Source organism: Streptomyces sp. Sge12 (genome assembly GCF_002080455.1).
Taxonomy (GTDB): Bacteria; Actinomycetota; Actinomycetes; order Streptomycetales; family Streptomycetaceae; genus Streptomyces.
In genome coordinates this window covers 790,530-802,112 of the sequence record NZ_CP020555.1, presented here as the reverse complement: position 1 = coordinate 802,112, position 11,583 = coordinate 790,530, and the positions used below count along the sequence as shown (strand labels likewise).

The following is an 11,583-nucleotide window of genomic DNA, read 5'->3' as shown; positions in this document are numbered from 1 at the left end:
GAGCGCTGCTGTGGCACCTGTCGGAGCGGACCGGCCCGGCGGACTCGGCGGGAACCGCGACACGGCGATCCTCGCGCTGCTCTCCTTCGCCATGCTCACGGTCTCCCTCGACCAGTACATCGTCGTCGTCGCACTGCCCGACATCGCCCGCGACCTCGGCTACTCCGCGCAGACCCTGCAGTCCGTGATCAGCGCCTACGCCGTCGCCTCCGCGGGCTTCCTGCTGTTCGGCGGGCGGGCCGCGGACCTCCTCGGCCGGCGCCGGATCCTCGCCGCCGGCCTCGCCCTCTACGCGGCCGCGGCGCTCGTCGGCGGACTGGCGACCGGCCCCGGGACACTGCTGGTGGCGCGCGCGGTCCAGGGGCTCGGCGGCGCGCTCGTCTTCCCCACCACGCTGGCCCTCATCAACGTCACCTTCCGCGAAGGCCGCGCGCGCAACCGGGCGTTGGGGATCTGGGGAGGTGCGGGCGCCGCCGGACTGGTGATCGGCGTACTCCTCGGCGGCCTGCTGACCCACGCCTTCGGCTGGGAGGCCGTGTTCCTCGTCAACGTGGCCCTCGCCGTCCCCGCACTGCTCCTGGCCTTCGTGCTGATCCCCGCGGACCCGCCGCGCGACCGGACCCGCCGATTCGACCTGCCCGGTGCGCTCAGCGTCACCCTCGGGGTCACCCTGATCGTGTTCGCGCTGGTCCAGGGGCCCGGGTCGGGCTGGCTCTCGCCCGCCATCCTGCTCACCGCGGCGGCCGGCCTCCTCCTGCTGGGCACCTTCGCGCTGGTCGAACGGCGCAGCGCCGACCCGCTCGTACCACCGCGGCTGCTGGCCAACCCCAGCCTGGTCACGAGCGTCGTCATCGCGTTCATGTTCATGGCGACCTTCGGCTCGGTGCTGTACTTCCTCTCGCTCCACTTCCAGCAGATCCTCGGCTACGACGCACTGGAGACCGGCGTCGGCTTCATCCTCCCGACCGCCGTGGTCGTCGCGGGGTCGACGACCGCGGGGCAGCTCGCGACGCGGTTCGGCCTGTGGCGCACCCTGCTCGGCGCTCTCGCCGTCGGCGCGCTCGGTGCCGCCCTGCTGGGCACGGCGGCGACCCCCGACGGCTCGTACGCAGCACTCGTACCGGGGCTCGTCGCGCTCAGCGCCGGGGACGGCATCGTCTTCACCGGCATGTTCATCGCCGCCGGAACCGGGGTGCCCGACCGGGACCAGGGCATCGCCTCGGGGATCGCCTCCACCGGCTCCGGCATGGGCGCCGCCGTGGGCCTCGCCCTCCTGGTGCTGGTGGAGACCGCGGGCCTCCACGGACTCACGGGGGAGGAACTGCGCGACGCCACCGCGCAGGGCATCGGCAACGCCCTGTTCGCGGTGGCCGCGGGCATCGCCCTGACCTTCTTCTTCGTCCTGTTCCGGCCCGAGGCGAGGTCCGCGGCACAGCCGGGGCCGCTGCCGCCCTGCCGTGGCCGCCGCTGCTGAGGCCCGCCCTCACTCCCGGCGCCGGTCCGCGCGCCGCCCGGCCCGGGCCGTTCGCGGGCCCGGGTGCTGGCCCGGTCCCGTGGGCGGGCCCAGGGGCGTGGGTGAGAGGTCCGCCGGTTCCTCGCCCGCTTCGAGCAGGGTGTCGGCGGCGCCCACGATCAGCGGGTCGGGCCGGCCGACGGCCGCCTCGTCCTTGCTGGCGTAGTCCACCCGGCACAGCAGGCTGCGTATCGCCTCCAGCCGTCCGCGCCGCTTGTCGTTGCTCTTGACCACCGTCCACGGTGCGTGGTCGGTGTCGGTGGCCCGGAACATCTCGACCTTGGCGGTGGTGTAGGCGTCCCACAGGTCCAGGGAGGCGACATCGGTGGGTGAGAGCTTCCACTGGCGGACCGGGTCGACCTGGCGGATCGCGAAGCGGGTGCGCTGTTCGGCGCGGGAGACCGAGAACCAGAACTTGACCAGCAGGACGCCGTCGTCGACGAGCATCGCCTCGAAGGCCGGACACTGGCCGAGGAACCGCTGGTACTCCTCCTCGGTGCAGAAACCCATGACCTTCTCGACACCGGCGCGGTTGTACCAGGAGCGGTCGAAGAAGACGATCTCCCCGCGGTCGGGCAGGTGCGCGATGTAGCGCTGGAAGTACCACTGGCCGACCTCCCGCTCGGTGGGCCTGTCCAGTGCCACGATGCGAGCGCCGCGTGGGTTGAGCCGTTCGGTGAACCGCTGGATCGTGCCCCCCTTGCCCGCCGCGTCCCGGCCCTCGCAGATCACCACCACCCGGGCCCCGGTGTCCTTCACCCAGCGCTGCAGCTTCAGCAGCTCGATCTGCAGGATCCGCTTCGTCCGCTCGTACTCCGCCCGCCGGATCTTCCGGGTGTAGGGGTAGTTCTGCTGCCAGGTCCGGATCGGTGCTCCGGAGCCGTCCAGCAGCACCGGCTGCTCCGGCCGGGTGGCGTCCACGCTCAGACCCGCGAGCAGTGTCTCCTCGGCCGGCGCCCCGCGCTGTTCTTCATCCATGCCCTGCGTGTACCCCGCACACGGTCTTGATGCGCACGAGGGGCAGGACACCTCTACGGGTGCCACTCGGCCCTACGGGTGCCACTCGGCCAGGAGGATCGTCGCGTCGTCCGTGAGGCGGCCGTGCTGGTGGTCCAGGATGTCGCGGATCAGCCGGCGCAGGGCCTCGGGCGCCGCCTCGCCCGCGGCGGTGGCCCGTACGACGGTGTCGATCAGGCGCTCCTCGCCGAACAGCTCGCCGACGGGGGAGCGGGCATCGGTGACGCCGTCCGTGTGGATGAGGATGCGGTCACCGCGTTCCAGCTGCGCCCGGTGGATGACGCTCGGCGTGTGCGGGGTGTCGCGGCGGCCGATGCCCAGGGGGAGCTGTGCGGGGCGCTGCAGCGCATCGGGTACGACGTGCTGGTGGCGGATGACCAGGGGAGCGGGGTGGCCGCGGTTGACCCAGGTGAGGACGCCCGAGACGAGGTCGAGGTCGGCGAAGACGGCGGTGAGCAGGCGTCCGGGCAGCCAGGTGCCGAGCGCTTCGTCGACGGCCGCGGTGATGTCGGCGAGGTTCCCGCCGTCGCGGCGGGTGGAGCGGCAGCCGGCCAGCGCCACGGCCGCACAGAGGCCGGAGGCCAGGTCGTGCCCCATGGCGTCGATGACCGCCACGTGCAGGGTGTCGGCGGTCAGGGTGTGGTCGAAGGCGTCGCCGCCGATGCGGTAGGCGGGCTCCAGGGCCGCACTGGACGTGGCCTCCCGGGAGCCGATCGTGCGCGGCGGCATGAACGCCCACGCGAGCTCGCCCTGCAGGCTCATCGGCCGGATGCGGGTGCCGCGCAGGATCGTGTCGCTGAAGCCGGACACGGACGCGAGGAACTGACCGGTCAGCGAGGCGAGCGCCTCGCACTGCTCCAGGGCGGCGGGGTCCAGCGCCCGGGCGGCCAGCCGCAGCACTCCGAGCCGCTCCACCCCGTGGGCCAGCGGCAGCCAGACCCCGGGCTCGCTGCCGGTGGTCAGCCGCGGCGACCCGGTCCGGTACGCCCAGCCGGCGAGGGTCCCCTCCACCGGCAGACCGGGCTCGCGGCCGTCGGGCGCCCGGGTCGGCGCAGGCGGCGGCAGCGGGATCAGCCGGGTCTGCTGCACGTCGGCCAGGAAGATCTCCGCGCCGAGCAGCTCCATGGAACGTGCCGCCGCGTCGATCAGCGCCGGCAGGCCGTCCGGGCCGACCCGGTGGGAATCACGGAGCAGTGTGCGCATCAGACGGCCGAAGTCCGCGTCGTCCATGTCGCTCACCGCCCGTCCGCGCAGGGGACCGGAGCGGGACCGCACGCGTCACGGCTGCCTGCTGCCCGCCTGCTGACTCAAGCGTGACACCTTTCCTGCTTCAGGCGCCGTCCGGCGGGGTGTCCGCGGACTCCATGGCCTCCCGGCCCCGCTTCTCCATCTCCTCCGGGGAGACGTCCTCCACGTGGGTGGCGACGTTCCAGCGGTGGCCGTAGGGGTCCTCGAACTGGCCGGTGCGGTCGCCGTAGAACTGGTCCTTGACCGCCGACAGCTCCGTGGCGCCGAGCGAGAGGGCCGTGGCGAAGACGGCGTCGACGTCCTCGACGTACACGTGCAGGGTGACGGGCGTGCCGCCCACCGCCTTCGGCGACCGGAACCCGATCTCCGGGGCCTCGTCGGCGATCATGACGACCGAGTTGCCCAGTTCCAGCTCGGCGTGGCCGATCCTGCCGTCGGGTGCGGGCATCCTCATCCGCTCGGCCGCGCCGAGCACGGCCACGTAGAAGTCGATCGCGGCCGCGGCCCCGTCCACGCAGAGGTAGGGCGTGACGCGCTGGTATCCCTCGGGGATCGGTTGGACGGTCACCGGCTTCGGACCCTTCCGCACAGGGCGATCGCCGCCGATCGCCGTAGGGGTCCACTGATATCCCCACCGCGGGGGAAACCTCCGGGCGCCGCGCGGAACCCGGCGACGGATGCCCCGAAGGGCCCCCTGGCCGGGCGCGGCAGGGCGGGGCGCGACGACACCACTCGTCGCGCCCCGCCCGTTCCTCAGCTGCCGGGGCACCCTCAGCCCGGGCGGCGGACCGGGACCCTCAGTCCCGGCCGTACATGTGGAACCCGCGGCCGGTCTTGCGGCCGAGCAGCCCCGCCTGGACCATCCGCTGAAGCAGCGGGGGCGGGGCGTAGAGGGGTTCCTTGAACTCGTCGTAGAGCGAATCCGCAATGGCCGCGACCGTGTCGAGGCCGATGAGGTCGGCGAGCTTCAGCGGGCCCATGGGGTGGGCGCAGCCGAGCACCATGCCGTCGTCGATGTCGGTGGCCGTGGCGAACCCGGATTCGGCCATCCGGACGGCCGACAGCAGGTAGGGGACGAGCAGGGCGTTGACGACGAAGCCGGCCCGGTCCTGCGAGTGGATGGCGGTCTTGCCGAGCGTGTCCCGTACGAACTCCTGCGCCAGGGACGTGACCTCGGCAGAGGTGTGCAGCGACGTCACGATCTCCACCAGGGGCAGGACCGGTACCGGATTGAAGAAGTGCAGGCCCAGCACCCGGTCGGCGCGGCCGGTGGCCATGCCCAGGCGCATGACGGGGATGGCGGACGTGTTGGTGGCCAGGACGGCCTCGTGGTCCTCGACGATCTTGTCGAGCGCGGTGAAGATCCCGATCTTAGCCTCGGCGTTCTCGACGACGGCCTCGATCACGAGCTGCCGGTCGGCGAGGTCCTCCAGGTCGCCCGTGAACAGGAGCCGGGCCTGCGCGTCCTCGGCGGAGAGCCGGTCCAGCTTGCCGCGCTGGACGGCGCGTTCCAGTGAGACGGCGACGCGTTCGCGGGCGGCTCGGGCAGTGGCGGCGTCCGCCTCGCAGACCACGGTGTCGAGTCCGGCGCGGGCGCACACCTCTGCGATACCGGCGCCCATCTGGCCTCCCCCCACAATGCCGATGCGGCGGATGGACGTGCTCATGAGCGGGTCTCCGTCCGGTGGACGAGGTGGCGGGTGTAGGCGTCGGGGGTGAAGAAGGCGGGCAGGCGCGGCGTGAGCGCGGTGTCCACGAAGAGGTCCCGGGCCTCGGTGGCCAGGGCCTGCGGATCCTCCTCCGCCAGGGCTTCGCACTCGGCGTCGAGGAGCGTGAGCACCGTGGAGCGCTCCACCCGGTCGTGGCGCAGCCACTGCCAGATCTGGACGCGGGCGATCTCGGCGGTCGCGGCGTCCTCCATCAGCCCGTTCAGGGCGACGGCCCCGCGGCCGCGCAGCCAGGCGTCGAAGTAGCGCACGGCCACGGCCACATTGGAGCGGACGCCCTCGGAGGTCGGCGGGGCGGCGATCCGGCGGACCGACAGCAGGTCGGCGGCGGCGACTTCGACGTCCTCGCGCGTGCGCTCGAGCTGGTTCGGCCGTTCTCCCAGGACCCCGTCGAAGACGTCGCGGCAGACGGGGACGAGGCCGGGATGGGCGACCCACGAGCCGTCGAAGCCGTCCTCGGCCTCCCGTTCCTTGTCGAGGCGCACCTTCGCCAGGGCGGCGGTGTTTGCCTCCGCGTCCTTGCTGGGGACGTGGGCGGCCATGCCGCCGATGGCGTGGGTGCCGCGCTTGTGGCAGGTGCGGACGAGGAGTTCGGTGTAGGCCCGCATGAAGGGCGCGGTCATGGTGACCGCGGCCCGGTCGGGCAGCTGGAAGTCGGTGCGGTGGCCGAAGGTCTTGATCAGGCTGAACAGGTAGTCCCAGCGGCCCGCGTTGAGGCCGGCGGAGTGCTCGCGCAGCTCGTAGAGGATCTCCTCCATCTCGAACGCGGCGGTGATGGTCTCGATGAGGACGGTCGCCCGGACGGTGCCCCGCGGAATGCCGAGCAGTTCCTGGGCGAGGCGGAAGATGTCGTTCCACAGGCGTGCCTCGTACCGGTTCTCCAGCTTGGGGAGGTAGAAGTACGGGCCGTGTCCGGCGTCGATCTGGCGCTGGGCGCAGTGGAAGAAGTACAGGCCGAAGTCGACGAGGGACGCGGAGACGGGGCGGCCGTCGATCTCCAGGTGCTCTTCGAGGAGGTGCCAGCCGCGGGGGCGGACCATGATGGTCGCGAGGTCCGGCCCGAGCCGGTACTCCTTGCCCTCCGGGGTGGTGAAGTCGATCCGCCGCTCGATCACGTCGAGCAGGGTCAGCTGGCCGCCGATGACGTTGTCCCAGGTGGGCGAGGTGGCGTCTTCGAGGTCCGCCATCCACACCCGGGCACCCGAGTTGAGGGCGTTCACCGCCATCCGGCGGTCCGGCGGGCCGGTGATCTCCACGCGCCGGTCGGTGAGGCCCGGAGCCGGCGGCGCGACCCGCCAGTCGGGGTCCTGCCGGACGGCGCGGGTGGCGAGGGGGAAGTCGAGGGGGGTGCCGCCGGCCAGGTGGCCCGAGCGGCGGGTCCGTTCCTTGAGGACTTCCAGGCGCCGGGCGGCGAAGGCGTCGTCGAGCCGGGCGATGAAGTCCAGGGCCTCGGGGGTGAGGATCTCTTCGTGGCGGTCGCCCGGTGTCCCGAGGACCTCGACGCGGCGGGTCGGTGCGTGGATGGACATGCGGGTCTCCTCCAGGAGAGGGGAGGGCCGGAGGGAGGTGGTTCTCCGGCCCTCGGGTACACGGGGCGACGGCGGGCGACGGTGCCGGCGGGGTGGTGCGCCGGGCGTCGTGGGCCCGGCAGGATCGGGAAGAGACGGCCTAGTGGAACTGCTCTTCCTCGGTGGAGCCGGACAGCGCGGTGGTGGAGGAGGCCGGGTTCACCGCGGTGGAGACGAGGTCGAAGTAGCCCGTGCCGACCTCGCGCTGGTGCTTGACGGCGGTGAACCCCTGGGCCTGGGCGGCGAACTCCCGCTCCTGGAGGTCGACGTAGGCGGTCATGCCGTGCTCGGCGTAGCCGCGGGCGAGGTCGAACATGCCGTGGTTGAGGGAGTGGAAGCCGGCCAGGGTGATGAACTGGAAGCGGTAGCCCATCGCACCCAGCTCGCGCTGGAACTTGGCGATCTGGTCGTCGTCCAGCGCGGCCTTCCAGTTGAAGGACGGCGAGCAGTTGTAGGCCAGCATCTGGTCGGGGTACTGCGCGTGGATCGCCTCGGCGAACGCGCGGGCCTGCTCCAGGTCCGGGGTGCCGGTCTCCACCCAGATGAGGTCGGCGTACGGGGCGTAGGCGAGGCCGCGGGCGATGACCGGGGCCATGCCGCCCCGGACGTGGTAGAAGCCCTCGGAGGTGCGCTCCCCCGTGCAGAACTCGGCGTCGCGCTCGTCGACGTCACTGGTCAGCAGGGTGGCGGCCAGGGCGTCCGTACGGGCGATGATCAGGGTCGGGGTGTCGGCGATGTCGGCCGCGAGGCGGGCCGCGTTCAGGGTGCGGACGTGCTGGGCGGTCGGCACGAGGACCTTGCCGCCGAGGTGGCCGCACTTCTTCTCGGAGGCCAGCTGGTCCTCGTAGTGGATGCCGGCCGCGCCCGCCGCGATCATCGCCTTGGTCAGCTCGAAGGCGTTCAGCGGGCCGCCGAAGCCGGCCTCGGCGTCCGCGACGATCGGGGCCAGCCAGTCCGTCGTGTCCGTGCCGCCCTCGGCGGTGGCGATCTGGTCGGCCCGCAGCAGCGCGTTGTTGATGCGGCGCACCACCTGCGGCACCGAGTTGACCGGGTACAGGCTCTGGTCGGGGTAGGTGTGCCCGGCCTGGTTCGCGTCGGCGGCCACCTGCCAGCCGGAGAGGTAGATCGCCTGGAGGCCGGCCCGTACCTGCTGGACCGCCTGGCCGCCGGTGAGCGCGCCGAGTGCGTGGATGTAGTCCTGCTCGTGGAGCTGGCGCCACAGCCGCTCGGCGCCCCGTCGGGCCAGCGTGTGCTCCTCGCGGACGCTGCCCGAGAGCCGGACGACGTCCTCGGCGGTGTAGGTGCGCTCGATGCCCGCCCACCGGGGATCCGTCGACCAGCGCTCGGCGAGGGCCGCTGCCGTCGTCTTCGTCGTGTCTGCCATGACCGTCACCGTCTCCATGAGTGCGAAGGGATGGCACGAGGTGCCATCAAGTTGGATCGCGGCCCGCCGTACCGGTGTGGAACGAGCTGAGCAATGTTGCCGAACCACTCGCCAGGACCTGCCGGATCGCCGATATCAGGGCATGATTCGAGCCCGGTTGGTCCTGCCGCTGCCGCCTGTTCCGGCGGGCCGCAGGACGACTCTCGCAGTGACACCCAGTGCCATCAATCGTGGACGCCTGCTAAGTTCTGCGAATCTTTTCGCGCCCGTTTGCCAAGTTTGCGAATCCCTCGGGACCCGGATGTGTGCGTAGGGTTGGGCGCTGGGCGAGTGCGTGGGGGAGTGAGGCGATGGGCAAGACGTACGCGGGCGCGCGGCTGCGGCGGCTGCGCGAGGAGCGCCGGATGAGCCAGGCCGACCTGGCCCGGGTCCTGGCGATCTCGCCGAGCTACCTGAACCAGATGGAGCACGACTCCCGTCCGCTGACCGTGCCCGTCCTGCTGCGGCTCACCGAGGCCTTCGGCGTCGACCCGGGCTTCTTCTCGGAACGCGACACCAGCCGCCTGGTCGCGGACCTGCGCGAGGCGCTGGCCGGCGAGGTCGCCGAGGCCCGGGTCTCGGCCTCGGACCTGGCGGAGCTGGCGTCCCGGATGCCCGCCGTCGCCCGGGTGCTCCTCGACCTCGGCCGGCGCAGCCAGCTCCTCGCCGAGCGGCTGGCCGGAGCGGACGGCGACCGGGAAGGGCTGCCGGGGGCCGGCGGGCCGCGCTCCGCGCACGAGGAGATCCGGGAGTTCTTCTACCGCCGCCAGAACTACCTCCACGAGATCGATCTCGCCGCCGAGGAGTTGGCCCGCGCCATCCGGATCCGGCCCGGGGAGGTCGTCCGCGCCCTGTCGGCGCGCCTGGCCGACCGGCACGGCGTCCGCGTGGCCGCCGACTCCGAGCGGCTCCACCACTACGACGACTCCGCCCGCGTGCTGCACCTGTCGGCCGGGCTGCGGCCGGGCCAGCAGGCGTTCCGGATGGCGACCCAACTCGCGCTCCTGGAGCACGCCGACGAGCTGGACCGGCTCGCGTCGGAGGATTTCGCAGCCGGATCCACCGCCCACGGGCTGGCCCGGATCGGTATCGCCAACTACTTCGCCGCCGCGCTGATCCTCCCGTACACGGCGTTCCACGCTGCCGCGGAGGAATTCCGCTACGACATCGAACGGCTCACCGACCGGTTCGGCCTGGGCTACGAGACGGTCTGCCACCGCCTCAGCACCCTGCAACGTCCCAGGCTGCGCGGGGTCCCCTTCTCGTTCGTCCGGGTGGACCGGGCGGGCAACATGTCCAAGCGGCAGTCCGCCACCGGATTCCACTTCTCGCGTGCCGGTGGCACCTGCCCGCTGTGGAACGTCTATGAGGCGTTCGCCGCCCCCGGCCGCATCCACGTCCAGGTCGCCGCCATGCCCGACGGGCAGCGCCACCTGTGGACCGCCCGCGCCGTCACCCGCCACCGCGGCGGCTGGGGAGCCCCCGGCAAGACCTTCGCCATCGGCCTGGGCTGCGAGATCCGGCACGCCTCCCGGCTCGTCTACTCGGACGGCCTCGACCTGGACAACACGGCGGCCGCCACTCCCATCGGCATGGGCTGCCGCCTCTGCGAACGCCTCGACTGCCCCCAGCGGGCCGTCCCGCCCCTCGGACGCCCGCTGGCCGTGGACGAGAACACCAGCACCTTCGTCCCGTACCAGGTCGCCGACCGCGCACCGTGACCCGATCGGCCGCGCGGCACACCGCGGCCCGCTCTCCTCAACCGAGCCGGAGGGCCTCCGCCGTGGTCACCGGCTCGTCGGCCCGGACCCCGTGCAGGACGTGGGCCAGGACCTCCGCGCCGCGCACGACGCGGGGGCCCGGGCGGTTGAAGTAGGCGGGACCGTCCAGCACCCACACCTCACCGGACCGCACCGCGGGCACGTCCTGCCACCCGGGCAGGGACGTCAGCAGTTCCCGCTCGCGCAGGGTGCGCTCCGGGCCGAACCCGCAGGGCATGACCAGCAGGACGTCCGGGCGGGCGGCCCGGACCGCCTCCCAGTCCATCGGCCGGGTGTGCTCGCCCGGGGCGGCGATCAGCGGCTCACCGCCCGCGCACCCGATCTGCTCCGGCACCCAGTGCCCGGCCGGCCAGAGCGGATCCAGCCACTCGATCGCCACCACGCGCGGTCGCGGCCGCCCCGCGGTGAGCGTGCGTACGGTGTCCAGCCGGGCGGCGAGCGCCTCCCGGCGGGCCCGCGCGTGATCCCGTACGCCGAGCAGCTCGCCCACCGTGACCAGGCAGTCCAGTACGTCGCCCAGGGTCCGCGGCTCCAGGCTGAGCACGCGGGGCCCGCCGTCCAGGACGCGCACCGCCCGGCTGACCCCCGCATAGGAGACGGCGCAGACGTCGCACAGGTCCTGGGTCAGGACGACCTCGGGAGCCAGGGCGCCGAGGGCGTCGGTGTCGAGGGTGTAGAGCGAGGAGCCGCTGTGCGCGGCGCCGCCGACCGCGTCGGAGATCTCCCGGCTGCTCAGGGTGTCCGACGAGAACTCGGCGGAGGTCACCACGGGCACACCGGCCACGTGCTCCGGGGGCCAGTCGCACTCGTGCGTGCGGCCCACCAGGTCGGCGGCCAGGCCGAGCTCCGCCACGATGTCGGTGGCCGCGGGAAGCAGCGAAACGATGCGCATTCCTCGACTGTAGGCCCTGGTCCGGGGGCTTTTCACACGTCCGCGCCACGGCGGGGGTGGACTTACTAGGACGTCCAACTATATCTTCGTCGCAAGCCCGCGGTGCAGGGAAGCCGGTGTGAATCCGGCGCGGTCCCGCCACTGTGACCGGGAAGTGCGTTCTTCAGCAGTACAGGCCACTGACGGAAACCATCCGCCGGGAAGGCCGGAGAGCGCGCGATGATCCGGGAGTCAGGATACCGGCCGTGGGGTGTTCCGTGTTGTCCACGAGGATGGAGCAGACACGCATGGCACCGGTACGTGACCACGGCCCGGGTGATCCGGCGGAGTACCCGAACGGCGGCGCCCTGTCCCCGCGTTCGTGACTCGACGAGGGCGCCCCCAGCCCTCCCCTGTCCCGCGGCCGAGCCCGCG

At 72.6% G+C, this 11,583-nt stretch carries 9 protein-coding genes and 1 riboswitch; of the genes, 2 read left to right on the top strand and 7 right to left on the bottom strand.

Features of this window, described 5'->3' with window-relative positions:
* Positions 1–10 precede the first annotated feature (10 nt).
* Positions 11–1,474 carry an MFS transporter gene (locus B6R96_RS03730; RefSeq protein WP_237291305.1) on the top strand — a complete coding sequence of 488 codons (1,464 nt, stop codon included), beginning with the start codon at positions 11–13 and terminating at the stop codon, positions 1,472–1,474.
* A gap of 9 nt (positions 1,475–1,483) precedes the next feature.
* Here B6R96_RS03730 and ppk2 read toward each other — a convergent pair whose 3' ends face one another.
* From ppk2 to aceA, 6 genes are all read right to left on the bottom strand, one after another.
* A complete protein-coding gene (ppk2, locus tag B6R96_RS03725) occupies positions 1,484–2,491 on the bottom strand; it encodes a polyphosphate kinase 2 (RefSeq protein WP_081521558.1) in 1,008 nt (335 codons plus the stop codon).
* A 72-nt stretch (positions 2,492–2,563) separates the two neighbouring features.
* Positions 2,564–3,760, bottom strand: coding sequence for a PP2C family protein-serine/threonine phosphatase (locus tag B6R96_RS03720; RefSeq protein ID WP_107475669.1), 1,197 nt, complete (start codon positions 3,758–3,760; stop codon positions 2,564–2,566).
* Between the two features lie 100 nt (positions 3,761–3,860).
* Complete coding sequence (locus B6R96_RS03715; protein WP_030385419.1) at positions 3,861–4,346, bottom strand: VOC family protein; 486 nt, start codon at positions 4,344–4,346, stop codon at positions 3,861–3,863.
* A 229-nt stretch (positions 4,347–4,575) separates the two neighbouring features.
* Entirely contained in the window at positions 4,576–5,445 is an 870-nt protein-coding gene (locus B6R96_RS03710; protein WP_081521557.1) for a 3-hydroxybutyryl-CoA dehydrogenase, read from the bottom strand.
* The gene (aceB, locus tag B6R96_RS03705) at positions 5,442–7,034 is read right to left on the bottom strand and encodes a malate synthase A (RefSeq protein WP_081521556.1); all 1,593 of its coding nucleotides are present in this window, start codon (positions 7,032–7,034) and stop codon (positions 5,442–5,444) included. Before aceB ends, B6R96_RS03710 begins: the two co-directional genes overlap by 4 nt.
* 139 nt (positions 7,035–7,173) lie before the next feature.
* Positions 7,174–8,457, bottom strand: a complete 1,284-nt coding sequence (gene aceA, locus B6R96_RS03700) for an isocitrate lyase (protein WP_081524958.1) — start codon at positions 8,455–8,457, stop codon at positions 7,174–7,176.
* A 350-nt stretch (positions 8,458–8,807) separates the two neighbouring features.
* Between aceA and B6R96_RS03695 the strand changes: the two genes are divergently transcribed.
* Positions 8,808–10,217, top strand: a complete 1,410-nt coding sequence (locus B6R96_RS03695; protein ID WP_081521555.1) for a short-chain fatty acyl-CoA regulator family protein — start codon at positions 8,808–8,810, stop codon at positions 10,215–10,217.
* Between the two features lie 37 nt (positions 10,218–10,254).
* Here B6R96_RS03695 and B6R96_RS03690 read toward each other — a convergent pair whose 3' ends face one another.
* Entirely contained in the window at positions 10,255–11,169 is a 915-nt protein-coding gene (locus B6R96_RS03690; RefSeq protein WP_081521554.1) for a cobalamin-binding protein, read from the bottom strand.
* Positions 11,170–11,252: 83 nt separating this feature from the next.
* A riboswitch (cobalamin riboswitch) is annotated at positions 11,253–11,431 on the top strand.
* Positions 11,432–11,583: the final 152 nt, after the last annotated feature.